Raw genomic sequence first — 21,759 nt, 5'->3', positions numbered from 1 at the left:
CCCAGGAGCCCCGTTCGATGAAAACAGAAGCCCCCGTCCGTGAAATGACCGTCGAGACCGACGGCTACAGCCGCCAGATCGCCGTTGCCGACCGGGGCGGGGCCGCGCCAGGCGTCTTCTGGATGTCGGGGCTGATGTCCGACATGGCCGGCACCAAGGCGACCTCGCTCGACCTGTTCTGCGAGGCGCGCGGCATGGCCTGCACCCGCTTTGACTATTCCGCCCATGGCGCGTCCGGCGGCAGCATGGAAGAGGCCTCCATCACTCGCTGGCTGGAGGAGAGCGAGGCCGTGTTCCGAGACATTGCGAGCGGTCCGCGCATCATCATCGGATCGTCCATGGGCGGCTATCTCGCGACGCTGCTGGCAAAGCGCCTGTGCGAGGAAGACCCCGAGTGCCCGCAGATCGCTGCCATGGTGCTGATCGCACCCGCCATCGACATGACCGAGCGGCTCATGTGGGAGGAATTCCCGCAGACGGTGCGCGACGAGATCATGGAGAAGGGCCAGTGGTTCCGCCCCTCGCCCTATGACGAGAGCGGCTACATGATCACCAAGCGGCTCATCGAGGATGGCCGCAAGCATCTGCTGTTCGACGGCCCGATGCTGAAATTCCCGTTCCCGGTCGTCATCCTGCAGGGGCGGCTGGACGAGGACGTGCCACTCGACGTCGCGCTCGATCTCGTCTCGCTGCTGGATGCGGACGTCAGCCTGACCGTGGTGCCGGACGGCGACCACCGCCTTTCAAGGCCGCAGGATATCGAGATGCTGGAGGCGACCGTCCAGCGCCTCGCCGACGAAGCTGACTGACAATCTTACTGGTCAGGCTGAAGCCTTTTCTGCTTTCACAAGCGCCCGGATACCTTCGCGATACGTGCATCTTCCCGAAAAGTTGGAGACTTTCGGATGAGAAGATGCGGCAAGGAAAAGAGCGTATCGCGAACTAGGCTTTCTCTGATTCAACCAACGCGCGGATACCCTCGCGATACGTCTCGTATTTGAGGCCAAAGGGCAGCATCCTTTGTGCCTTCTTGCCGGACACGCGCTTGTTCTCCGAGTAGAAGCTGCGTGCCATCGGCGAAAGATCCGCCTCGTCGAAATCGACCTCCGGCGGCATCTCCACGCCCATCAGGTGCGCGGCGTATTCGATCACGTCCTGCGGCGGCGCGGGTTCATCGTCCACGATGTTGAAGACGGCGGTGCGCGGGCGCGCAAAGCCTGCATGAACCGCGCGTGCGATATCGGCGACGTGGATGCGGTTGAAGACTTGGCCCGGCTTGACGATGCGCCGCGACGAGCCGTCGCGGATTTTCTCGACTGGCCCTCGCCCCGGCCCGTAGATGCCCGCCAGCCGGAAGATCATCACGTCGATGCCGGTCATCGCGCCGAAGGCGATCCATTCGTTTTCCGCGTTCGCGCGCGCGATGGATCGCTGGCTCTGCGGGCTGATCGGCGTTTCCTCGTCGACCCAGTCGCCGTCGTGGTTGCCGTAGACGCCGATGGTCGAGAGGTAGATCACGCATTTTGGGTTTGCCGCGATGATGTCGTCGCGGTGGTGCGCCAGCACCGGGTCGCCGTCCTCGCCCGGTGCGATGGAGACGAGCACCCCCTCGCAGGCCTTCAGCATGTCGGCGATGCCTTCGCCCGGCGCGGTTCCGTCGAAAAGTGCCGTCTCGATGCCCTCATCGCGCAGGTGGGCGGCCTTGTCCGCGCCGCGCACGGTGCCGGCGACGTGCCCCTTGTTGTGCAGCACAATGCGGACAAAGGCCTGCGCCGAATATCCAAGGCCGAAACAGAAGATTCGCATCAGGCTTGCGCCTCCAGGCGTGTTCGCGCCGCGCGCCATTCATTCAGCACGTCGGCATCCTTTTCGCGTGACAGGCGGCGGCGCGCATTGGCGGCGATCTTGTCGCGCGCACCAAGCTGCGCCAGCGCCCAGACGGCCATCGCCCTCACCAGCGGCGAGGCGTCGTCCAGCAACCGCTCGGCCTCGTCGGCGAGCGCGGCGTCGCCGGAATTGCCGATGGCGATCAGCACGTTGCGCACGAAGCGGTCGCGCCCGGTGCGCTTGACCGGGGACTTGCGGAACATCTCGCGGAACGCCGGGTCGTCGAGTTTCGCGAGTTTCGAAAGTGGCGGCAGCGTCAGGTTCTTGCGCGCGGCAAGCCGTGTTTCGCGCGCCTTTTCGGCGAACTTGTTCCACGGGCAAACCGCGAGGCAGTCGTCACAGCCATAGATCCGGTTGCCCATGGCCGGGCGGAACTCCGCCGGGATGTGCCCCTTGTGCTCGATCGTGAGGTAGGAAATGCAGCGCCGCGCATCGAGCCGGTATGGTGCCGGAAACGCGTTGGTCGGGCAGATGTCGAGGCAGGCGCGGCAGGTGCCGCAATGATCCTCTTCCGCTGCGTCTTCCGGCAATTCGGCTGTGGTGAACATTGCGCCGAGGAAGAACCACGACCCCAGTTCGCGTGACAGCAGGTTGGTGTGCTTGCCCTGCCAGCCGATGCCCGCGGCCTGCGCCAGCGGCTTTTCCATCACTGGCGCGGTATCCACGAAGACCTTCACATCTTCGCCCGACACGGACGCAAACCAGTTGGCGATCTGCTTCAGCCGCCCCTTGATGACGTCGTGATAGTCGTCGCCGCGCGCGTAGACCGAGATGTTTCCGGCGCTCGTTGCGGCGAGATTGTCCATCGGGTCGTGGCCAGGGCCGTAGTTCATGGCGAACAGCGCGACGGAGCGCGCCTGCGGCCACAGCGCCTGCGGGTTGCCGCGCCAGTCCTGCCGGTCGGCCAGCCAGTCCAGTTCGCCGTGATGACCGGCCTCGAGAAACGCCGTCAAGCGTTCGGCGGCCTGCGGAATGGCGTCGGGCCGGGTGATGCGCATGGCCGCGAAGCCGTGCTCGCCCGCCCGCGCGCGTAAGGTCCGCAGCAGGTTTGCAGGTGATTTCGGTCCGGGATCAGAAGTCGAGGTCGACATAGCTCGCAGCAGGCCGCATGCCCGGCACCTGGTCAACCAGCAGCGGCCGGAACGAGGGCCGCGATTTCACCCGCGCGTACCAGTTCTTCGCCTGCTCGTACTCGTCCCACGGCACGTCGCCGAGATAGTCGAGGCAGGAGAGATGCGCCGCAGCCGTCACGTCGGCATAGCTGAAGCTGTCGCCGCCGAGCCAGTTCCGCCGCACGGCAAGGTGGCTGATATAGGCCATGTGCGTCTTGAGGTTCTTGGTGCCCGCAAGGATCAGCCGGGTATCCGGCCCGCCGCCGCCATCCTCGGCGCGCATGAAGCGCTTGAAGATCTTCTCGCGCACAAGATACTGCGTCACCTCGCCGTGGAAGTTGTCGTCGAACCAGTCGAGCAGGCGGCGCACTTCGGCCTTGTCATAAGGGTCCGTCGGCATCATCCGGCGCGGCCCGAGGCTCGGTCCCTTGGTTTCGTCCAGGAATTCGAGGATCGGGCGCAGGCCCACGATCCGGCCCGCCTGTCCGATCAGCAAAACGGGCAGCGTGTTGGCCGGGTTCATCTCGAGGAATTCGCGGCGCCGCTCCCATGTGCGCTGCTCGACGAATTCCGCGCCCATGCCGTACTCGCCCATGGCGATGCGCACGGTGCGCGAAAAGGGACAGAAGGGATGGTGATGAAGGGTGAACATGGCCGTGGGGGCTTGGCCTCGCCGGTCTTGAAGGCGATGAGCGTATGGGGGTGATTTGCGCTTCGCGGTTCATCCGGTATAGAGCCGCGCCAGCGGGTGAACAACCCGAATCGGTCGCTGCGGTTCCATGCAGGCAGGCCGTGAAACCGGGGGCCGCCGATGGACACCTACCAACTTCTGGAAGCCGCATTCCTGGGGCTGATCGAGGGGCTGACGGAGTTCATACCCGTTTCCTCCACCGGCCACCTGCTGCTGGCGGGCCACTTTCTCGGCTTCGAAAGCACCGGCAAGACGTTTGAAGTCCTGATCCAGCTCGGCGCGGTTCTGGCGATCCTGTCGGTCTATTTCGCCCGCCTCTGGAACATTGCCACGGCCCTGCCGTCGGACCCCGGCGCGCGCCGCTTCGTCATCGGCATTCTCATCGCCTTCCTGCCAGCGGCAATCATCGGTGTCATGCTGCACGGCTTTATCAAGGAAGTGCTGTTTGAATCGCCGATGCTGGTCTGCATCACGCTGATCGTCGGCGGCATCGCGCTGCTCATCATCGACCGCATGACCCTGGAACAGCGCCACACCGAGGCGACGGAATATCCGCTGTCGCTGTGCCTGAAGATCGGGCTTTGCCAATGCCTTGCCATGATCCCCGGCGTCTCGCGCTCCGGCGCGACCATCGGCGGCGCGCTGCTCATGGGCTGCGACAAGCGCTCGGCGGCGGAATTTTCGTTCTTCCTCGCCATGCCGACCATGGCGGGTGCCTTCGCCTACGATCTGCTGAAGAACATCGACCGGCTGTCAGCCGACGATGCCGCCATCATCGGCATCGGCTTCGTCGCCGCCTTCATTTCCGGTGTCTTCGTGGTGCGCGGGTTGCTGAACTTCGTCACCCGCCACGGCTTCGCGCCGTTCGCGTGGTGGCGCATCGTCGTCGGCACGCTGGGTATCGCAGGCCTGATGCTCGTCGGCTGAGCGCGCGCGCGGAACAAATCCCGCGCGCATCAACTCAAACTCGCAAAACAGATGAAACCGGGCGAGCCTCAGTTCGCCGGGCGGACGTTGTATTCGCCCGTGCGACGGAAGCGGCGCAGGTAGCTCGGCAGAATCGCGGCCATGCCGTGTGCGTCGATGCCAAGGCCCGCCAGCGTGCGCTTGTCGCGCTTGGCCTCTCCGCTGACCACGTTGTCGTGCTCAAGCTGCGTCACCTGGTCGCTGGTCAGCGGCGCGCCAGGCAGCACGCCGAGCACCGCGCCCATGGCATGGGCGACCGGCCACGGCACCGGGACGAGGAAACGGTCACGCTCGATGACCTTCAGCATCCGGCGCATCAGTTCCTCGAAGGATGCGACCTCCGGTCCGCCAAGCTCGTAGACCTTGCCGCCGGCGGCTTCGCCATCGGCAGCCATCGCGGCAGCGCGGCCAACGTCCTGGCAGTAGACCGGCTGGAACTTCGTCTCGCCGCCGCCGATCAGCGGCAGGGCGGGGGAGTACCGCGCCATCTTGGCAAAGCGGTTGAAGAATTCGTCTTCCGGCCCGAACACGATGGAGGGGCGCAGGATCGTCGCCTTCGGGAAGGCCTCCAGCACCGCGGCCTCGCCGGCTGCCTTGGAGCGGGCATACTCGGACTCGGACTCCGCATCCGCGCCGATCGCCGACATCTGGACGAAATGCCCGACGCCGGCCTTCTTCGCGGCCTGCGCGATGAGGCCGGGTGCCTTGCCCTGCACCACGTCGAATCTCTGCTTGCCGCTTTCCTGAAGGATGCCGACGAGGTTGATGACGGCGTCCGAACCGTGCGTCACCGCATCCACCGAGTAGGGCACGCGCACGTTCGCCTGCACGGCGTGGATCTGCCCCACCGAGCCGAGCGGCTGCAGGTGGCCGGCAAGGTCGGGGCGGCGAACCGCGACCCGGACCCGGTGCCCGCGCTCGACCAGCGCCCGCACCACGTAGCGCCCGATGAAGCCCGAGCCGCCGAAGACCGTGACAAGCTTGCCCGTGGGGAGATGTGCCGACATGTGTTCGTCCCTTGTCGCAGCGCCGCGGCGCGCGCGCCGCCCGATTGTGAGTTGAGCAGGTGATAGCGAAGCACAAAAAGACTGTACAGAGGGAGGCACCTGCCAGATTGACAATCGTCGCGCACGAAAGTATCGCTTCCCACCCATTCGTTGCCGACATTTTTTCCGGTCGCGATTGCCCAGGTGGCGGAATTGGTAGACGCGCTAGCTTCAGGTGCTAGTTTCCGTACGGAAGTGGAAGTTCGAGTCTTCTCCTGGGCACCATCCTTCTCCCGGATGTAAATCCGGCAGGACGATCATCTTGAATTGAGGGGCGTGGGATGCCCGCGCTGCAAGCGCGAGGTTTCGAGCCCATGACCATTCACGTTCACAAGGGCGATTTGCCCGATGGCCTCGCGTTCGGCGCGTCAATCGCGGTCGATACCGAGACTTTGGGCCTCAACCTTCATCGTGATCCGCTCTGCCTCGTGCAGATTTCCGCCGGTGACGGCGACGCCCATCTCGTGCAGCTCGACCGCAAGACCTACGACGCCCCGCGCCTGAAATCTCTGCTGGCTGACCAGCGCACCGAGAAGATCTTCCATTTCGCCCGCTTTGACGTCGCCATGCTTCGTAAATGGCTCGGCATCGCGGCCATGCCGGTCTACTGCACGAAGATCGCCTCCAAGCTGACGCGTACCTATACCGACCGCCACGGGTTGAAGGACCTTTGCCGCGAACTGATCGGTGTCGACCTGTCGAAACAGCAGCAAAGCTCCGACTGGGGCGCGGCCGATCTCAGCGAGGCGCAGAAGGAATACGCCGCCTCCGACGTGCTCTACCTGCACCGCCTGCAGGCCGCTCTCGACCAGCGGCTGGAGCGCGAGGGCCGGGTGCCTCTGGCCAAGGCCTGCTTCGCCTTCGTGCCGGTTCGCGCCGAACTCGATCTCGCCGGCTGGCCGGAGACGGATATCTTCGCGCATTCCTGATCGCGCACAGACGCACGATGCCACTGTCTTGGCGTAATCGGCTGCTTGTGATTTGTCAGGCCGACGCGCAAAATTGCGCGGGATCGCCTGGGGGACGCCCGTGACGATGAACATGACAGACGGCATGGACACCGCCCGCGCCGGCGCGCTGCCGGATCGGCGCCGCCAGCGGGCATTCCGCGCCGCCAAGAGCCACACCCGGCTTGTGCGCACCCTGCGCATCGGCTTGCCGGTGTTCTGCGTCCTGACCATCGCGGCGCTGTCGTTCTCCGGCCTGTCCTTTTCCATCCGCCTGCCGGAAGGCCAGTTCGATGTCGACAATATCGGCCTCGACGGCTCCACCCTCGTCATGGAAAGCCCGAAGCTGAGCGGCTACCGCGCCGGGCGCGGCACCTATCTCATCAAGGCCAACAAGGCTGAGCAGGACATCGCCCAGTCCAACATCGTCAACCTGTCGGGCCTCAACGGCAAACTGACCCAGGAAGACGGCCGCTGGGCGACCATTGATGCCGGCACCGGCAAGCTTGACACCGACACCCAGTCGCTGGAACTGCGCGACCGCATCATCGTGCGTGCCGATGGCGGCTACCGCGCCGTCCTCGACGATGCCGATGTCGATATGAAATCCGGGCGCGTGGTCACGGAAAAGCCCGTAAAGGTCGACATGCTCAACGGCAGCCTCGCCGCCGACCGCATGACCATCACCGAAAGCGGGCGCGCCATGGCCTTCGAGGGCCGGGTGAAGCTGCGCGTGATTCTCGGCGTGCCGGCCGGCCCCTTGCCCGGCGGGATCGGGTCGCTGGACGCGCCGCTCGAAGCAAATCAACAGAACGCGGTGCCGCAGCCGGCCCCGCAATAGGAAACGCAACCACAATGAAGCCCACGGCATTCATCGCAACGGCCCTGATCGCCCTTGCAGCCCTGTCCGCCCCGATGGCGGCGATGGCGCAGTCCGGCCAGCCGAACCTGGAAAGTCTCGGTATCGACGGCGGCCAGCCCGTGAAGATCGATGCCGACCGGTTTGAGGTCTTCGACGACCGCAAGCAGGCGATCTTCTCCGGCAACGTGATCCTGGAGCAGGGCCCGGTGCGCATGCAGACGCGCCAGCTCGTCGTCAGCTATTCCGGCGGCACCGGCCAGCAGCAGGGCCGCATCAACAGGCTGGAGGCGACGGGCAAGGTCATCGTCACCTCCAAGGACCAGACGGCGACCGGGGAAAAGGCGATCTACGAGGTCGGCACCCGCGTCATCCGCCTGACGGGCAACGTCGTTCTGACCCAGAACGACAACATCATTCGCGGCACGCAGCTCGTCGTGGATCTCAACACCGGCCAGTCGAAACTGGAAAGTTCGCAGGGCTCTGGCCGTGTCTCCGGCTCTTTCCTGCCGGGCGGCATGCAAAATCCCGGCCAAAATTAGTCCTGTTCACGCTAACCCCTCGACTTTTTCATCCCGCCGCGATTGATTGTGCCTCCACAAGATTCGCGTCTTGAGGATTTTTGGCGCGCGTTTCTGTCAGAAAACGCGCATTTCGGGGGCTTGAGGAGCGCAGGTGCGAGAGCAGCTGAACATGTCGCGGGATCGGATTTCCCGCGCAGCCCGCAATGTCGCCCGCCGGCTTCAGTCCGTTGATGTCGGTGGCGCGCTCGACGGCACGGTTGCGCGGCTTCGCGCCTCGCTGCCGGGAAGCGGCGCGTCTTCGCGCCGCCACGACGCGCCCTATCGCGCCGACGAGGACTATGGCGACTACGCCCAGCCGCAGGTCAACGGTGCCCATCGCCCGGTGCCACCACAGCCCGATGAAATGCCCTGGTGGAGTCCGGGCCGGCTGACGACGCTGTTCTCCGGTCTCCGTTCCGCAAAACCGGCCCGCAAGGCGCGCCCGGCCGCAAAGCCGCAGCTTGCCCAGCGCCAGCCGGCGGCACGCGCGCAGGCCCGCCCAAGGCCCCAGCCGACGCAGAACGAGCCGCGCACCCAGTGGTTGGCCGCCCACGGCCTTGTGAAGACCTTCGGCGGTCGCGCCGTCGTCAATGGTGTGACGCTTGGCCTGCGTAGGGGCGAGGTCGTCGGCCTCTTGGGCCCCAACGGCGCGGGCAAGACCACGACCTTCTACATGATCACCGGCCTGATCGCGGCCGATGCAGGGGCCATCGAACTCGACGGGTTCGACGTGACGCATCTGCCGATGTATCGGCGCGCGCGCCTCGGTGTCGGCTACCTGCCGCAGGAACCCTCCATCTTCCGCGGCATGACCGTCGAGCAGAACATCATGGCGGTGCTGGAACTGGTCGAGCCGGACAAGCGGGCGCGCGAGCACCAGCTGGATTCCCTGCTCGAGGAATTTTCCATCACCAGGGTGCGCAAGTCACCGGCCATCGCGCTGTCGGGCGGTGAGCGCCGCCGGGTGGAAATCGCCCGCGCGCTGGCATCGCGCCCGGTCTTCATGCTGCTCGACGAACCCTTCGCCGGCATCGACCCGATCGCGGTGAACGACATTCGCACGCTGGTGCGCCACCTCACCGGTCGCGGCATCGGCGTGCTCATCACCGACCACAACGTGCGCGAAACGCTCTCACTGATCGATCGCGCCTATATCATCCATGATGGCAAGGTTCTGATGGAGGGCACGCCGCAGGCGGTCGTTGCAAACGACGCTGTCCGCCAGAACTACCTCGGGCAAGATTTTTCGCTGTGAGCGCACAAGGGGGCAGGGGCGGATTTGCAATGGGGCCGCGGCTGGAGCTGCGGCAAAGCCAGTCCCTGGTGATGACCCCGCAGCTGATGCAGGCCATCAAGCTGCTGCAACTCTCCAGTCTCGATCTTGCTGCCTACGTGGAAAACGAGCTTGAACGAAATCCGCTGCTGGAGCGCGATGATGCCGAGGATGCACCCTCCGAGGCCCAGCGCGAGGCCTCGCGGCGTGACGAGGACGTGGACTCCAGCGGCGACGGCGATAGCGGCGATGCCTCGGACGGCACCGCGTCACTCTCCGATGGCGAACCCGGCGACCTCGTCTCCGCGAGCAGTTCCGACATCAACTCCCTGACGCCGTCGGTCGATGCAGATATCGGCGAGGCGATGGACGAGACCTCCGCCTTCACGCCGGGAACCGGCGCGCCGAGCGCCCTGCCGGGTGCAGGTGGCGACGACTACAATCTCGAGGAATTTGTCTCCGCCAACCTCACGCTGGCCGACCATCTTCTCGAACAGCTCGGCCAGGTGGTCGCTCCGCCGCTGGTCAAGGCTGTCTGCGAGCGGCTGATCGGCTACATGGACGACAACGGGTACCTCGCGACCTCGCTTGAGGAGTTCGCCGAACAACTCGGCATCGCCATGGCGGACGCCGAAGCGGCGCTCGAGATCGTTCACCAGATGGAGCCGGTCGGTGTCGGGGCGCGGTCGCTGGCCGAGTGTCTCGCCCTGCAACTGAAGGAAAAGGACCGGCTCGATCCGGTCATGCAGTGCCTGTTGGAAAACCTGCAGACCTTGGCAAAACGCGATTTCACCGCCCTGAAGCGCATCTGCGGCGTCGACCAGGAAGATCTCGCCGACATGGTGATGGAAATCCGGGCGCTGGACCCCAAGCCCGGATCGCGCTTCGGCTTTTCGCCGGTTCAGCCGGTGGTGCCGGACGTGTTCGTGCGCATGCGCGCCGACGGCGGTTGGGCCATCGACCTCAATGCCGACACGCTGCCGCGCGTCCTCGTCAATCGCGGCTATTATTCCTCCGTCATCGGCACCGTGAACGGAACCGACGACCGCATGTGGCTGAACAACTGCCTGCAGGAGGCGAACTGGCTCATCAAGAGCCTCGACCAGCGCGCCCGCACGGTTCTCAAGGTCGCGACAGAGATCGTGCGCCAGCAGGACGCCTTCCTGATGCGCGGAATTGCCTATCTGCGGCCGCTCAATCTGAAGCAGGTGGCGGAAGCCATCGACATGCACGAATCGACCATCAGCCGCGTCACGGCCAACAAGTACATGGCCACGCCACGCGGATTGTTCGAGCTGAAGTACTTTTTTCCAACGGCAATTGCGGCCACCGGCGGGGGCGATGCGCACTCCGGTGAATCCGTCCGCCACCGCATCCGCGCGATGATCGAGGCGGAAGGAAAGGCCGTTCTGTCCGACGACCAGATCGTGAAGGCACTGCAGGAAGACGGTGTCGATATCGCCCGGCGAACAGTTGCCAAGTACCGGGAATCATTGGGTATTCCATCTTCAGTACAGCGCCGGAGGGAAAGTCGGGCGCTGACATGACGCAGCGTGAGAGGCGGCTCTTGCAGGTGCAGAATCTGGTCATTGACTTGTCACCCGCCCGACACTAGGGTCCGCGCCTCATCGGGCAGGTCTTCCCTCGGAGGCATTGCAGCACCTGCCACGAAAGAGCTTGAGGCGATCCGCAAAGCGGCTTCAAATATCGCCATGTACAACTGACATTCAGGTGGTTACCGAAGATGACGCTGCGCGTGATCGGCAAGAATATTGACGTTGGAGATGCTCTGAGGGAACGCGCCGAGGAGCGCGTCACGGCCATGCTGGAGAAGTATTTCTCCCACGGCTATTCCGGGAAAGTCGCACTCGAAAAGACGGGCCAGTCCTTCAAGGCAGATTTTTCCATCCATCTCGATTCCGGCATCGACCTGCAGGCCGAGGGCGAAGGCGAAGATGCCTATCGCAGCCTCGACGCCGCGGCCGAGCGCCTCGAGAAGCGTCTGCGCCGCTACAAGCGCCGCCTCAAGGATCACCATAATGGCCGGGCAGCATCCGAACCGGTGATCGCACCGAGCTTCGTGCTCGCAGAGGTCGACGAGGAAGACGAGACCGTCGCGGGCACCGACGAAGCCCCGCTGGTGGTGGCGGAATCCTCCACCAAGATCCGCACGCAGACGGTCGGCATGGCCGCGATGGCGCTGGATCTTTCCACCGAGCCGGTCGTTGTCTTCCTGAATGCGGCGAACGGTCGCCTCAACATCGTTTATCGCCGCACCGACGGTAATATTGGTTGGATTGATCCGCCGGCGGCGGACAAGGCCTGAGCTTCAGGCCATGCGATGCCGGCGCCCGGATGAAGGTCCGCGGTCGCTGCATCTCGCGGCAACCAGCAAACCAGTGTCCGGGACACACAATGGATGAGCCTAACTGATTTGATCGGGCAGGACGCGATCATCGCGTCGCTCAAGGCGAGCAGCAAGAAGCAGGTGATCCAGGAGATGGCGGAAGTCGCCGCCTCGATCACCAATCTTCCCGTTCGCCTGATCTTCGAGCAGCTTTTGCAGCGCGAGCGCCTCGGTTCGACCGGCATCGGTCACGGCATTGCGATTCCCCATGCCCGCATCAACGGCATTTACCAGATCGCCGGCGTCTTTGCGCGCCTCGACCGCCCGATCGAGTTCGATGCGGTCGACGACGAGCCGGTGGACCTGGTGTTCATGCTGCTTGCGCCCGAGGGCGAGGGTGCCGACCATCTCAAGGCGCTGGCCCGCATCGCGCGCGTGCTGCGCGACCCCGAGAACACCGGCAAGCTGCGCGCCTCGCGTGATGCCGGCGCCATCTACGGCGTGCTCAACGCGCCCGCAACGTCAAACGCCGCCTGACGCTTCCGCCAGGCGACGTTCTTTCTTCCATTCGTATCCGGTTTGCAGTCGGCGCGTCAGTGCAGGCTGAGCGTGGTGAGTTCGTGCTCGCTCGCGCTGGCGACGGCCTGCGCGCGGCTAGTAGCCAGCAGGATCGGGTCGCCGGAGGCGCCATGCAGCGCAAAGAGCGGCGTTTCCGGCGGCAGGTCGCGCACTTCCGGCACCGATTCGGCGAGGTCGCCTGCGGAGACCTTGCGGATATAGGCGAGTTCGCCCGTGCCGAATTCGGCGAGAAGGGCGTTGTCGGGCAGTTCGCTCGCCGTCTGGATATGTGTCTTTTCGTCAGTCATGACGTACTCCTCTAACGGTCTGAACGCCCCCGCGATCAGGTTGCCGTCCGCGGTGCATCGATCTTGATGCGCCGTACGGCGGTGGTCTCCTCCGGCTTCGTCAGCGTAACAGTGAGCAGCCCGTTGTCGAGGGCCGCGCCTGAAACTTCCATCCCGTCCGCCAGCATGAAGCTGCGCTGGAACTGGCGCGACGCGATCCCGCGATGCAGGTAGTCGCGCCGTGTGGCTTCGCTCTGCCGCCCGCTGATCGTCAGCCGGGACTGTTCCACGGTGACGTCGAGATCGTCAGCCGAGAACCCGGCGACGGCCAGAACGATTCGCAGCCGTTCCTCCTGACCCTTCCGGGCTGGCACCCGCTCGATGTTGTAGGGCGGGTAGCCATTCGAGGCACTGCGGGCCGAAACTTGCTCCAGCAGGGCCTCGATATCCTCGAAACCAAGCGGAAACTGGCCATTGAAGCTTGTGAAACGTGACACGGGAATTGGGACCGTTCGTCCTTATGGCCCGCATTGAGGTGCGGACATCCAAGCAACTGACCGGTGGCACCCTCATGGCTTGAGCGATGCGCCGGCTGTGACCGGTCATTCGGCCACAGACGGGATATGGGGATTGCGGGCCCCCGCATCAAGCAGGCGGCGGACAGGGGCAACCCCTTCCAGGGCAACGTCCCGCGCCCGAGGGGCGAATGTCACATTGATGTGAGATCGCATCTGCCGATGCACGATCGGCTTGGCTGGACGGCGGAACGGGTGGTGGAGCCAGGCGGAATCGAACCGCCGACCTCTTGAATGCCATTCAAGCGCTCTCCCAACTGAGCTATGGCCCCGTGCATCCGTGGTGGCGAAGAATCGCCGGTCCGTGGAGTTTCGGGCCGCCCGTCTGGTCTGGCGCCGTCCGGCCGCGAAACGCGGCGCGAGCGGGGGTGTATGCCATTCCGCTTCTCAGGGCAAGCCCGCTTGACGATCAGTTGTCGTCGTCGTCGTCCTCGCCCTCGATGAGACCGGAAACGTCGTCATCATCGTCGTCTTCGAGGAAGACATCCTTGTCGTCGTCGTCATCATCATCATCGTCGACGTCGATTTCGGGGATGTCGTCATCCTCGTCCTCGTCGTCGTCATCCGTTGCTGCCGGTGCGACGCGACCGGTTTCGGTCTCTTCCTCGTCGATTTCCTCAAGCGTGACGGCATCCTCATCATCGATGTCGTCCTCGGCCTCGTCGTCGAGATCCTCGTCGAGATCCTCGTCCTCTTCTTCTTCAACGTCCTTGACGGGTTTCGGCTTCGGCTTCGGCTTGGCAACAGGCTTCGGCTTCGGCGGAGCCACCACTTCCTCGATCTCGAGAGTGGTTTCGCACTTCGGACAGATGACCGGGTCCTTGTTCAGATCGTAGAAGCGCGCGCCGCAATCCGGGCAGGTGCGCTTGGTTCCGAGTTCCGCTTTCGCCACGTTCTCTTCCTCTCAATGGATTCAAGGGCCAATCGGCGTGCCGTGGGGGCCCCGTATCGCTAGCGGCTCGGATAGACCGGTCGCACAGCGCTTGTCAAAACCAAATTTCGGCTTTTTCAAACACCTTTGCCCGGCTGCGTAGGGCCGGTTGGCGCACTGTACCTGCGATGCCCGGCCATGCTAGAGGCCTGCGACCGTTTCAACGAGAACCGTGTGGCCCGCCTGTGTCCAGTTCCGCCGAGCCTCTCCCCGTTCGCGCCAGCCGCTCCCCAGCCCTGTCGGGCAATGTCCGCGTGCCCGGCGACAAGTCGATTTCCCATCGCTCGCTCCTGCTGGGCGGCCTTGCACGCGGCGAGACCCGCGTCACCGGCCTGCTGGAAGGCGAGGACGTGCTGCGTACCGCCGATGCCATGCGCGCGCTCGGCGCGAAGATCGAGCGCAACGAGGATGGATCGTGGGTGGCGCGCGGCAACGGTGTCGGCGGGTTGCTGAACCCTGAAGCCGTGCTCGATTTCGGCAATGCGGGCACCGGCGTGCGCCTGATGATGGGCCTTGCCGCCGGGCATGGGCTGACCGTCACCTATGATGGCGACGCCTCGCTGCGCAAACGCCCCATGGGCCGCATCCTGACCCCCCTTAAGCAAATGGGCGCCCGCGTGGTGGACTGCGCAGAGGGTGAGCGCCTGCCGCTGACACTGGAAGGCCCGCAGGACGTGATCCCTGTCACGTACCGGCTGCCGGTCGCCTCCGCACAGGTGAAGTCCGCCGTGCTGCTGGCCGGCCTCGATTGCGCCGGCGATACCACCGTCATCGAGTCCGAGCCGACCCGCGACCACACTGAGCGGATGCTGGTGCATTTCGGCGCGGACCTGATCCGCGAGACGGAAGGCAGCGAGAGCCGCATCACGCTGAAAGGCCGTCCCGACCTCGTCGGGCGCGATGTCACGGTTCCCGCAGACCCGAGTTCGGCGGCGTTCCCGCTGGTTGCAGCACTTCTCGTGGAAGGTTCCCGCGTGCGGCTGGAAAACGTCATGGTCAACAAGACCCGCGCCGGCCTGCTGACGACGCTTGAGGAAATGGGTGCGAAAATCACCCGTGAGAACGAGCGCGAACTGGGCGGCGAGCCGGCCTGCGACCTGGTGGTTGAGGCGAGCGACCTGCACGGTGTCGAGGTGCCGCCCGAGCGCGCGCCTTCGATGATCGACGAGTACCCGGTGCTGGCGGTCGCGGCCGCCTTTGCCAAGGGCGACACAATCATGCGCGGCCTGTCGGAACTGCGCGTGAAGGAAAGCGACCGGCTGGCCGCCGTTGCCGCCGGCCTTGCGGCCAACGGCGTGCGCCACACCATCGAGGGCGACGACCTGATCGTGCACGGTGGCGAACGCGTTGCCGGTGGCGGAACGGTGGAGACGCATCTCGATCACCGCATCGCCATGTCCTTCCTTGTCATGGGTCTTGCCAGCGAGGAACCGGTGACGGTCGATGACGGCGCGATGATCGCGACCTCGTTTCCGGCCTTCACCGACCTGATGACCGGGCTTGGCGCGAAGATTGAAGGGGCGGCGGGATGATCATCGCTGTCGACGGACCGGCGGCTGCCGGCAAGGGCACCCTGACGCGCCGCCTAGGGCTGCACTACGGCTTCGACGTGCTCGATACCGGCGCGCTCTACCGCACCGTGGCCGCCATCATTCTCAATGAAGGCTCCGACCCCAAGGACGTTGACGCGGCACTGCGCGCCGCCGCCAACCCGGACCCGAAGCGCTTTGAATCCGATGACCTGCGCGCACCGGGCATCGCCGAGGCAGCCTCCATCGTGGCCGCCAACCAGGATGTGCGCTCCGCCCTGCTGGAATTCCAGCGCAGCTTTGCAGCCCGCGAGCCGGGCGCCATTCTCGACGGGCGCGATATCGGCACCGTCGTGTGCCCGCATGCGCATGTGAAGCTCTTCGTCACCGCAAGCGTCGAAGCCCGCGCCAACCGCCGCTGGCTGGAAATGTGCGCCATGGGCGAGGATCGCTCGCTGGACGATGTGCGTGCCGATGTGCTGCGCCGGGACGAGCGGGACGCGGCCCGCGCCGCCTCGCCGATGTGCGCCGCGGACGACGCCCACTTGCTCGATACGACCGAAATGGATATAGAAGCCGCGTTTCGCGCAGCCGTCTCGATCGTTGATACGGCGCGCTCCAACGCCCGCTGAGTGCGGGCGGCGGCGCTTTTCATGCAAAGGCACCGGACCGGTATGACGGGGCAACGCGCGCGCGTTGGCCCCGAAATCGCGTTTCCGGACCTGAACATGGCGCGAAACGATCGCGAAGCCTCGCTTCGCGCTTCAAGGCCAGGCATGTCGCATGAGGCGGCATCGCCCGACGGCCGTTCGGGAAGCGTGAATACGGGTGTTTGGGTTCAAGGCCCATTGAAGGTGCGGGATGCGCACGAGCGGGCTGAACCTGGATACTGGCGCAGGTTTCGAGCTGTCAGGAGACACAATCCACGTGGCTACAACCCAATCCAGTCCCTCCCGCGATGATTTCGCGGCGATGCTCGAAGAGAGCCTCAACGAAAATTCCCTCGCCGAAGGTTCGGTCGTTCACGGCCGTGTCGTTTCGATCGAGAAGGACCTTGCCGTCATCGACGTCGGCCTGAAGACCGAAGGCCGCGTCCCGCTACGCGAGTTCGGCGCCAAGGGCGTCGACGGCGCGATGAAGGTCGGCGACGAGGTCGAAGTCTATCTTGAGCGCGTTGAAAACGCGCTCGGCGAAGCCGTGCTGTCGCGCGAAAAGGCGCGTCGCGAGCACTCCTGGGTTCGCCTCGAAAAGGCTTTCGAAGACAACGAGAAGGTCGAAGGCACCATCTTCAACCAGGTCAAGGGCGGCTACACTGTCGACCTCGACGGCGCCGTGGCCTTCCTGCCGCGCAGCCAGGTGGACATCCGCCCGGTTCGCGACATCGGCCCGCTCATGGGCACGCCCCAGCCGTTCCAGATCCTGAAGATGGACAAGCGCCGCGGCAACATCGTCGTTTCGCGCCGGACCGTTCTCGAGGAATCCCGCGCCGAGCAGCGCGCCGATCTCGTTCAGAGCCTGGAAGAAGGTCAGGTGCTGGAAGGCGTGGTCAAGAACATCACCGATTACGGTGCGTTCGTGGACCTCGGCGGCATCGACGGCCTGCTGCACGTCACCGACATCGCTTGGCGCCGCGTCAACCACCCCACCGAGGTGCTGTCCGTCGGCGAGACGGTCAAGGTTCGCATCATCAAGGTGAACCAGGAAACGCAGCGCATCAGCCTCGGCATGAAGCAGCTCGAGGATGATCCGTGGCAGGGCGTGGAAGCCAAGTACCCGACGAATGCCAAGTTCACGGGCCGTATCACCAACATCACCGACTACGGCGCCTTCGTGGAGCTGGAGCCGGGCGTTGAGGGCCTGATCCACGTCTCCGAGATGAGCTGGACCAAGAAGAACGTCCATCCCGGCAAGATCGTGTCCACCTCCCAGGAGGTCGAGGCGATGGTGCTGGAAGTCGATCCGCACAAGCGCCGCATCTCGCTTGGTCTCAAGCAGTGCCTGGACAACCCGTGGTCGGCCTTCGCGGCTGAAAACCCGGCCGGCACCGTGCTCGAAGGCGAAGTCAAGAACCGCACCGAGTTCGGTCTCTTCGTCGGCCTGCCCGGCGATGTCGACGGCATGGTTCACCTGTCCGACCTGGATTGGAGCCGTCCCGGCGAACAGGCCATCGAGGACTACGAGCGCGGCCACACCGTGCAGGTGAAGGTGCTCGACGTCGACGTCGACAAGGAGCGCATCTCGCTCGGCATCAAGCAGCTTGCCGGCGATCCCTTCGAGGACTCCGGTGGCGAGCTCCGCAAGGGCGCCGTCGTGACCTGCGAAGTGCTCGAGGTGAAGGAAAACGGCATCGAAGTGAAGATCGCCGATACCGAGTTCACCGCCTTCATCCGCCGTTCGGACCTCGCCCGCGAGCGTTCCGACCAGCGTCCGGAGCGTTTTGCTGCCGGTGAGCGCGTCGATGCCCGCATCACGCAGTTCGACCCCAAGAAGCGCAACGTGTCGCTCTCCATCAAGGCCCTGCTGATGGCCGAAGAGAAGGAAGCCATCGCGCAGTACGGCTCCACCGACTCCGGTGCGTCCCTGGGCGACATTCTCGGCGCCGCGCTGAACAAGGCGAACAAGGACGACGACGACAACTGAGCGTCTTAGTTCAATGCAAGATTTGGCGGGCGCCGGATACTCTCCGGCGCCCGTTTCATTTTCAGGCGCCCTCGCTATAGTGGCGCCACTTCCAACACCCCGGAGTGCCTGACGCATGGCTCTTGATGCCGACACGCTCGTTGAACGCCGCAGCCTGCGCCGCAAGCTGTCGTTCTGGCGAATCGCCGCCTTCATCATCGCGGTTGGCGCCATCGTCGCCATTGCCGGACTGAGCGCGCGCGACAAGATCGTCGGCCAGATTGCCCGCGTTCCCGTCACCGGCGTCATCACCGACAGCTTCAAGCAGCGCGAGATGCTGCGAAAGCTCGGCGAAACCGACCGCGTGAAGGCGGTGATCCTGGCAATCGATTCCCCCGGCGGCACCACCAGCGGCGGTGAATCCCTGTTCAATGCGATCCGCGACCTAGCCGGGAAGAAGCCAGTCGTCGCTTCAATCGGCACGGTGGGCGCATCTGCGGCCTATCTCGTCGCGATTGCAGCCGACCACGTCGTCGCGCGCGAAACCTCCATCACAGGCTCTATCGGCGTTCTCTACCAGTGGCCGAACTTCAAGGAACTGGGCGACAAGGTTGGCGTCGACATGCGCGTCATCAAGTCGGACCCGCTCAAGGCCGAGCCCTCGCCCTTCAACGAGGACACCCCGGCCGAACTGCGCGTCATCGAGCAATTGATCGGCGACACCCACGACTGGTTCATCGAGCGCGTCAGCGAACGCCGCGGGCTGGAAGCCAACCGCGCGCGTGAACTTGCCGACGGGCGTGTCTATTCGGGCCGCCGCGCCGTCACCATGGACCTGGTCGATGAACTGGGCGGTGAGGATACGGCGCAGGCCTGGCTTGTCGCCGAGCGTGGCGTCCCTGAGGGTTTGCGCATCGTCCAGTGGACCGGCGATGCGGCGCTGGAGGAGCTTGGCCTCGGAGGGCGGCTGTCGCAGATGCTCGACGGCGCCGGCAAGTTTGCCGGCTGGCTTTCCGATATTGCCGAAGAAGCGGTGCCGCAACGCGGACTCGTCAGCATTTGGCGGTCTCAACCCATTGAAGATTAAGGTCTTCTGTGGCTTGATACGATCTCGATACGTCCGTAAACGGCCGGATTGATATAGACGAGGGGGGTGTCATCCGCCGCGATGATCAAATCGGAACTCATTCAACGCCTCGCCGCGGCGAGCCCGCACCTGTTCCAGCGCGACATCGAGCTGATCGTCAACACGGTGCTGGACGAGATCGTCGAGGCGCTTGCCACGGGTGACCGCGTCGAGTTGCGCGGCTTCGGCACGTTTTCGGTGAAGAACCGTCCCGCGCGCACCGGCCGCAACCCGCGCACCGGGGCCAGGGTGGAAGTTGCGGAAAAGTCCGTGCCCTTCTTCAAGATGGGCAAGGAAATGCGCGAACGCCTCAACGCGAACGGCGACGAGGGCTGACGGAAACAGCATGCTGCGCAAACTGTTCTCTCTCCTGATCCTGCTGCCGCTGGCGATCCTGCTGGTTGCCTTCACCGTCGCCAACCGCCACATGGTCAAGGTGGCGCTGGACCCGTTCTCGCCCGCAAATCCGGCCATCGGCTACGAGCTGCCGCTCTACGCGGTGATCTTCGCGAGCCTGTGCGTCGGCGTCATCGCAGGCGGCATGGCGACGTGGTTCGGCCAGGGCCGCTGGCGCAAGGAAGCGCGCGACAAGCGCACCGAGGCCGCCCGCGCCCGCCGCGAGGCCGAGAGCCTGCGCCGCGACGCCGACCGTCACGACGCGCTGCCGGCACCCCGCCCACAGGGCTAGGCCGCCGGGACGCCCTGCCATGCGGATCATCGGCGCCGCCGAGATCGAGGCGGCAATTGCCCATCGCGGCATGATCGAGGCCATGCGGCAGGGCTTCCGTTCGGCCATCGCCGTTCCCGCGACCTGCAACTTCGACGTTTCCCGTCCCGACCAACCCCATTCCGCCATTGCCATTGCACCCGCCTGGACGGACTTTTCCGCGCGCGGCCACTCCCAGCACGGCTACCAGGGCGTCATGATGCAGACGCGCACACCTGCAAATGCCGAGGCCGGGATGCCGGTCGAAATCGGCCTCTTCGTGCTCCTATCCGGCCAGACCGGTGCACCGCTGGCCATGATCGACGGGCGCGTGCTGTTCCAGTGGCGCACCGCTGCGGTGTCCGCGCTGGCCAGCCAGTACCTGTCGCGCGGCGATGCCTCCCGCCTGCTGGTGCTGGGGTCGGACGCGCAGGCAGCCTATCTCGCCCGCGCCCATGCCGCGGTTCGCCCGATCAGCGAAATCCTCGTGTGGGGTGATGCACCCGATGCCGCCGACAAGCTGGCGCACGCGCTGCGCCAGCCGGGCATTCACGTCAGCGCCACGCGCGATCTTGAAGGCGCGGTGCGCGGCGCGCATGTCATCACCTGTTCGGCAAGCGCCGGCCACGAGCCGATCCGCGCCGACTGGCTGTCGCCGGGCACGCACCTGGACTTGCCCGGAACCCTGAGCGAAACGCGGCGTGTCAAAGCGACGGTGTTTCACGAGGCGCGGCTTTTCGTGGACCGGCGCGACCCGGCCGATGGCCACGGGCAGGAACTGGGGCTGGCGATCGAGGCGGGAACCGTCACTAAGGGCGACATTGCCGCCGATCTGTGCGAACTGGCGCGCGGTGAAAAGTCCGGCCGGCGCTTCCATGACCAGACCACATTGTTTTTTGCCAATGGAAGTGCGGCAGAAGACCTCGCGGGCGCAGTTCACATCTTCACACAGCTCTGAGCAGCCTTAAGTGGGTGGACGAGGCGGCGCTTCCTGTGCGACCAGTTGCGCCTTCACACCGGATTGGCAGGAAAACCCCAAGTTGGCAGGAAAACCATGACAATCGACGTGAAAATCTGTGGCCTGAAGGATGCGGACTCGGTGCGCGAAGCCGTCGACGGCGGCGCGGCCTATGTCGGCTTCGTCTTCTATCCGCCGAGCCCGCGCGCGATCTCCGTGGAAGAGGCCGCCGTGCTGGCAGCGCCCGCGCGCGGCAAGGCGAAGATCGTCGCGCTCACCGTGGATGCCGACGACGATCTCCTGAACCGGATCGTCGAGGGGTTGCGCCCCGACATTCTCCAGTTCCATGGCAGCGAAACGCCGCAGCGCGTGCGCGCCGTGCGCGAAACCTACGACATCCCCGTCATGAAGGCGGTGAAGATCGGTGGCGAGGAGGACATCCTCGCGGCGCGCGCCTTCGACGGCTATGCCGACATGGTGCTGTTCGACGCGCGCCCGAAACCCGGCGAGGGGCTGGGCCTGCCCGGCGGCAACGGTGTATCCTTTGACTGGAAGCTGATGGCCGGCCTCGACCTCGATATTCCCTTGATGCTGTCCGGCGGTCTGGATTCCTCCAACGTGCCTGCGGCAATTTCGCAGAGCGGCGCGCGCGCCGTCGATGTATCATCCGGCGTGGAAAGTGCGCCCGGCGTGAAAGACCCCGCCCGTGTGCGCGAATTCCTCGCCGCCGTCCGCAACGCAGAAGGAGTGCCCGCGTGAGCGTTTCACCTGAACCCAAT

24 protein-coding genes and 2 tRNA genes are annotated in these 21,759 nt (G+C 65.1%); 18 read left to right on the top strand and 8 right to left on the bottom strand.

What is annotated here, in order from left to right; genetic code table 11:
- The first annotated feature begins 17 nt into the window (after nucleotides 1-17).
- The gene (locus ACKTEK_RS15675) at nucleotides 18-809 is read left to right on the top strand and encodes an alpha/beta hydrolase (RefSeq protein ID WP_409166254.1); all 792 of its coding nucleotides are present in this window, start codon (nucleotides 18-20) and stop codon (nucleotides 807-809) included.
- A gap of 133 nt (nucleotides 810-942) precedes the next feature.
- Here ACKTEK_RS15675 and ACKTEK_RS15670 read toward each other — a convergent pair whose 3' ends face one another.
- The 3 genes from ACKTEK_RS15670 to ACKTEK_RS15660 are packed head-to-tail and all read right to left on the bottom strand — an operon-like array spanning nucleotide 943 to nucleotide 3,651.
- Nucleotides 943-1,806, bottom strand: coding sequence for an SDR family oxidoreductase (locus ACKTEK_RS15670; protein ID WP_409166253.1), 864 nt, complete (start codon nucleotides 1,804-1,806; stop codon nucleotides 943-945).
- Nucleotides 1,806-2,978 (bottom strand): tRNA epoxyqueuosine(34) reductase QueG, encoded by a 1,173-nt coding sequence (gene queG, locus ACKTEK_RS15665; RefSeq protein WP_409166252.1) that lies wholly within the window; start codon nucleotides 2,976-2,978, stop codon nucleotides 1,806-1,808. The genes ACKTEK_RS15670 and queG overlap by 1 nt, the downstream gene beginning before the upstream one ends.
- A complete protein-coding gene (locus tag ACKTEK_RS15660) occupies nucleotides 2,959-3,651 on the bottom strand; it encodes a glutathione S-transferase family protein (RefSeq protein ID WP_409166251.1) in 693 nt (230 codons plus the stop codon). Before ACKTEK_RS15660 ends, queG begins: the two co-directional genes overlap by 20 nt.
- 159 nt (nucleotides 3,652-3,810) lie before the next feature.
- On the opposite strand from ACKTEK_RS15660, the gene ACKTEK_RS15655 reads away from it, so the two are divergent.
- Nucleotides 3,811-4,617 carry an undecaprenyl-diphosphate phosphatase gene (locus ACKTEK_RS15655; protein ID WP_409166250.1) on the top strand — a complete coding sequence of 269 codons (807 nt, stop codon included), beginning with the start codon at nucleotides 3,811-3,813 and terminating at the stop codon, nucleotides 4,615-4,617.
- Nucleotides 4,618-4,685: 68 nt separating this feature from the next.
- Here ACKTEK_RS15655 and ACKTEK_RS15650 read toward each other — a convergent pair whose 3' ends face one another.
- Nucleotides 4,686-5,663, bottom strand: coding sequence for a complex I NDUFA9 subunit family protein (locus tag ACKTEK_RS15650; RefSeq protein WP_409166249.1), 978 nt, complete (start codon nucleotides 5,661-5,663; stop codon nucleotides 4,686-4,688).
- A gap of 177 nt (nucleotides 5,664-5,840) precedes the next feature.
- Between ACKTEK_RS15650 and ACKTEK_RS15645 the strand changes: the two genes are divergently transcribed.
- The 8 genes from ACKTEK_RS15645 (at nucleotide 5,841) to ptsN (ending at nucleotide 12,228) form a co-directional block, all read left to right on the top strand.
- Nucleotides 5,841-5,927 (top strand) — tRNA-Leu (locus ACKTEK_RS15645).
- 89 nt (nucleotides 5,928-6,016) lie between these two features.
- Nucleotides 6,017-6,631, top strand: a complete 615-nt coding sequence (locus ACKTEK_RS15640; protein WP_409166248.1) for a ribonuclease D — start codon at nucleotides 6,017-6,019, stop codon at nucleotides 6,629-6,631.
- Between the two features lie 106 nt (nucleotides 6,632-6,737).
- The gene (gene lptC, locus ACKTEK_RS15635) at nucleotides 6,738-7,490 is read left to right on the top strand and encodes an LPS export ABC transporter periplasmic protein LptC (protein WP_409166247.1); all 753 of its coding nucleotides are present in this window, start codon (nucleotides 6,738-6,740) and stop codon (nucleotides 7,488-7,490) included.
- Nucleotides 7,491-7,504: 14 nt separating this feature from the next.
- A complete protein-coding gene (lptA, locus tag ACKTEK_RS15630; RefSeq protein ID WP_409166246.1) occupies nucleotides 7,505-8,050 on the top strand; it encodes a lipopolysaccharide transport periplasmic protein LptA in 546 nt (181 codons plus the stop codon).
- Between the two features lie 151 nt (nucleotides 8,051-8,201).
- Complete coding sequence (gene lptB / locus ACKTEK_RS15625) at nucleotides 8,202-9,326, top strand: LPS export ABC transporter ATP-binding protein (RefSeq protein ID WP_409166245.1); 1,125 nt, start codon at nucleotides 8,202-8,204, stop codon at nucleotides 9,324-9,326.
- 29 nt (nucleotides 9,327-9,355) lie between these two features.
- Nucleotides 9,356-10,891 carry an RNA polymerase factor sigma-54 gene (gene rpoN, locus ACKTEK_RS15620; RefSeq protein WP_409166244.1) on the top strand — a complete coding sequence of 512 codons (1,536 nt, stop codon included), beginning with the start codon at nucleotides 9,356-9,358 and terminating at the stop codon, nucleotides 10,889-10,891.
- A 197-nt stretch (nucleotides 10,892-11,088) separates the two neighbouring features.
- Nucleotides 11,089-11,670, top strand: coding sequence for a ribosome hibernation-promoting factor, HPF/YfiA family (gene hpf / locus ACKTEK_RS15615; RefSeq protein ID WP_409166243.1), 582 nt, complete (start codon nucleotides 11,089-11,091; stop codon nucleotides 11,668-11,670).
- Nucleotides 11,671-11,763: 93 nt separating this feature from the next.
- The gene (gene ptsN, locus ACKTEK_RS15610; protein WP_409166242.1) at nucleotides 11,764-12,228 is read left to right on the top strand and encodes a PTS IIA-like nitrogen regulatory protein PtsN; all 465 of its coding nucleotides are present in this window, start codon (nucleotides 11,764-11,766) and stop codon (nucleotides 12,226-12,228) included.
- A 56-nt stretch (nucleotides 12,229-12,284) separates the two neighbouring features.
- On the opposite strand, the gene ACKTEK_RS15605 is transcribed toward ptsN, so the two are convergent.
- The 4 genes from ACKTEK_RS15605 to ACKTEK_RS15590 all read right to left on the bottom strand — a co-directional run bounded on the left by ACKTEK_RS15605 (nucleotide 12,285) and on the right by ACKTEK_RS15590 (nucleotide 14,003).
- A complete protein-coding gene (locus tag ACKTEK_RS15605) occupies nucleotides 12,285-12,557 on the bottom strand; it encodes a DUF1150 family protein (RefSeq protein ID WP_409166241.1) in 273 nt (90 codons plus the stop codon).
- 35 nt (nucleotides 12,558-12,592) lie between these two features.
- On the bottom strand, nucleotides 12,593-13,033 hold the full coding sequence (locus ACKTEK_RS15600; protein WP_409166240.1) for an Hsp20 family protein: 441 nt from the start codon (nucleotides 13,031-13,033) through the stop codon (nucleotides 12,593-12,595).
- A gap of 274 nt (nucleotides 13,034-13,307) precedes the next feature.
- Nucleotides 13,308-13,383, bottom strand: a tRNA-Ala gene (locus tag ACKTEK_RS15595).
- 137 nt (nucleotides 13,384-13,520) lie between these two features.
- A complete protein-coding gene (locus tag ACKTEK_RS15590) occupies nucleotides 13,521-14,003 on the bottom strand; it encodes a TIGR02300 family protein (protein ID WP_409166239.1) in 483 nt (160 codons plus the stop codon).
- Between the two features lie 224 nt (nucleotides 14,004-14,227).
- On the opposite strand from ACKTEK_RS15590, the gene aroA reads away from it, so the two are divergent.
- The 8 genes from aroA to ACKTEK_RS15550 all read left to right on the top strand — a co-directional run bounded on the left by aroA (nucleotide 14,228) and on the right by ACKTEK_RS15550 (nucleotide 21,739).
- Complete coding sequence (aroA, locus tag ACKTEK_RS15585) at nucleotides 14,228-15,574, top strand: 3-phosphoshikimate 1-carboxyvinyltransferase (RefSeq protein WP_409166238.1); 1,347 nt, start codon at nucleotides 14,228-14,230, stop codon at nucleotides 15,572-15,574.
- Nucleotides 15,571-16,203 carry a (d)CMP kinase gene (gene cmk / locus ACKTEK_RS15580; RefSeq protein WP_409166237.1) on the top strand — a complete coding sequence of 211 codons (633 nt, stop codon included), beginning with the start codon at nucleotides 15,571-15,573 and terminating at the stop codon, nucleotides 16,201-16,203. The genes aroA and cmk overlap by 4 nt, the downstream gene beginning before the upstream one ends.
- Before the next feature lie 295 nt (nucleotides 16,204-16,498).
- A complete protein-coding gene (gene rpsA, locus ACKTEK_RS15575) occupies nucleotides 16,499-18,211 on the top strand; it encodes a 30S ribosomal protein S1 (RefSeq protein ID WP_409166236.1) in 1,713 nt (570 codons plus the stop codon).
- Nucleotides 18,212-18,326: 115 nt separating this feature from the next.
- A complete protein-coding gene (gene sppA / locus ACKTEK_RS15570; protein WP_409166235.1) occupies nucleotides 18,327-19,277 on the top strand; it encodes a signal peptide peptidase SppA in 951 nt (316 codons plus the stop codon).
- Between the two features lie 81 nt (nucleotides 19,278-19,358).
- Nucleotides 19,359-19,652 carry an integration host factor subunit beta gene (locus ACKTEK_RS15565; RefSeq protein WP_409166234.1) on the top strand — a complete coding sequence of 98 codons (294 nt, stop codon included), beginning with the start codon at nucleotides 19,359-19,361 and terminating at the stop codon, nucleotides 19,650-19,652.
- Nucleotides 19,653-19,662: 10 nt separating this feature from the next.
- Nucleotides 19,663-20,004 carry a LapA family protein gene (locus tag ACKTEK_RS15560; protein WP_409166233.1) on the top strand — a complete coding sequence of 114 codons (342 nt, stop codon included), beginning with the start codon at nucleotides 19,663-19,665 and terminating at the stop codon, nucleotides 20,002-20,004.
- Between the two features lie 19 nt (nucleotides 20,005-20,023).
- Nucleotides 20,024-20,980, top strand: a complete 957-nt coding sequence (locus ACKTEK_RS15555) for an ornithine cyclodeaminase (RefSeq protein ID WP_409166232.1) — start codon at nucleotides 20,024-20,026, stop codon at nucleotides 20,978-20,980.
- 96 nt (nucleotides 20,981-21,076) lie between these two features.
- Nucleotides 21,077-21,739: a phosphoribosylanthranilate isomerase gene (locus tag ACKTEK_RS15550; RefSeq protein WP_409166231.1), complete on the top strand. Its 663-nt coding sequence runs from the start codon at nucleotides 21,077-21,079 to the stop codon at nucleotides 21,737-21,739.
- Nucleotides 21,740-21,759: the final 20 nt, after the last annotated feature.

This window comes from Tepidamorphus sp. 3E244 (assembly GCF_046159835.1).
Classification (GTDB): domain Bacteria; phylum Pseudomonadota; class Alphaproteobacteria; order Rhizobiales; family Tepidamorphaceae; genus JACKJK01.
The sequence above is the reverse complement of the archived record's forward strand: the minus strand, read 5'-3'. Positions and strand labels throughout refer to the sequence as shown.

Coding starts and splice junctions, on each gene's coding strand:
- lptB (WP_409166245.1), top strand. CDS start 8,202: ATGTCGCGGGATCGGATTTCCCGCGCAGCCCGCAATGTCGCCCGCCGG.
- ptsN (WP_409166242.1), top strand. CDS start 11,764: ATGAGCCTAACTGATTTGATCGGGCAGGACGCGATCATCGCGTCGCTC.
- ACKTEK_RS15565 (WP_409166234.1), top strand. CDS start 19,359: ATGATCAAATCGGAACTCATTCAACGCCTCGCCGCGGCGAGCCCGCAC.
- rpoN (WP_409166244.1), top strand. CDS start 9,356: ATGGGGCCGCGGCTGGAGCTGCGGCAAAGCCAGTCCCTGGTGATGACC.
- lptC (WP_409166247.1), top strand. CDS start 6,738: ATGAACATGACAGACGGCATGGACACCGCCCGCGCCGGCGCGCTGCCG.
- ACKTEK_RS15550 (WP_409166231.1), top strand. CDS start 21,077: ATGACAATCGACGTGAAAATCTGTGGCCTGAAGGATGCGGACTCGGTG.
- ACKTEK_RS15670 (WP_409166253.1), bottom strand. CDS start 1,806: ATGCGAATCTTCTGTTTCGGCCTTGGATATTCGGCGCAGGCCTTTGTC.
- ACKTEK_RS15655 (WP_409166250.1), top strand. CDS start 3,811: ATGGACACCTACCAACTTCTGGAAGCCGCATTCCTGGGGCTGATCGAG.
- ACKTEK_RS15650 (WP_409166249.1), bottom strand. CDS start 5,663: ATGTCGGCACATCTCCCCACGGGCAAGCTTGTCACGGTCTTCGGCGGC.
- ACKTEK_RS15605 (WP_409166241.1), bottom strand. CDS start 12,557: ATGACTGACGAAAAGACACATATCCAGACGGCGAGCGAACTGCCCGAC.
- ACKTEK_RS15640 (WP_409166248.1), top strand. CDS start 6,017: ATGACCATTCACGTTCACAAGGGCGATTTGCCCGATGGCCTCGCGTTC.
- ACKTEK_RS15660 (WP_409166251.1), bottom strand. CDS start 3,651: ATGTTCACCCTTCATCACCATCCCTTCTGTCCCTTTTCGCGCACCGTG.
- queG (WP_409166252.1), bottom strand. CDS start 2,978: ATGTCGACCTCGACTTCTGATCCCGGACCGAAATCACCTGCAAACCTG.
- cmk (WP_409166237.1), top strand. CDS start 15,571: ATGATCATCGCTGTCGACGGACCGGCGGCTGCCGGCAAGGGCACCCTG.
- ACKTEK_RS15560 (WP_409166233.1), top strand. CDS start 19,663: ATGCTGCGCAAACTGTTCTCTCTCCTGATCCTGCTGCCGCTGGCGATC.
- hpf (WP_409166243.1), top strand. CDS start 11,089: ATGACGCTGCGCGTGATCGGCAAGAATATTGACGTTGGAGATGCTCTG.
- sppA (WP_409166235.1), top strand. CDS start 18,327: ATGGCTCTTGATGCCGACACGCTCGTTGAACGCCGCAGCCTGCGCCGC.
- ACKTEK_RS15555 (WP_409166232.1), top strand. CDS start 20,024: ATGCGGATCATCGGCGCCGCCGAGATCGAGGCGGCAATTGCCCATCGC.
- ACKTEK_RS15675 (WP_409166254.1), top strand. CDS start 18: ATGAAAACAGAAGCCCCCGTCCGTGAAATGACCGTCGAGACCGACGGC.
- lptA (WP_409166246.1), top strand. CDS start 7,505: ATGAAGCCCACGGCATTCATCGCAACGGCCCTGATCGCCCTTGCAGCC.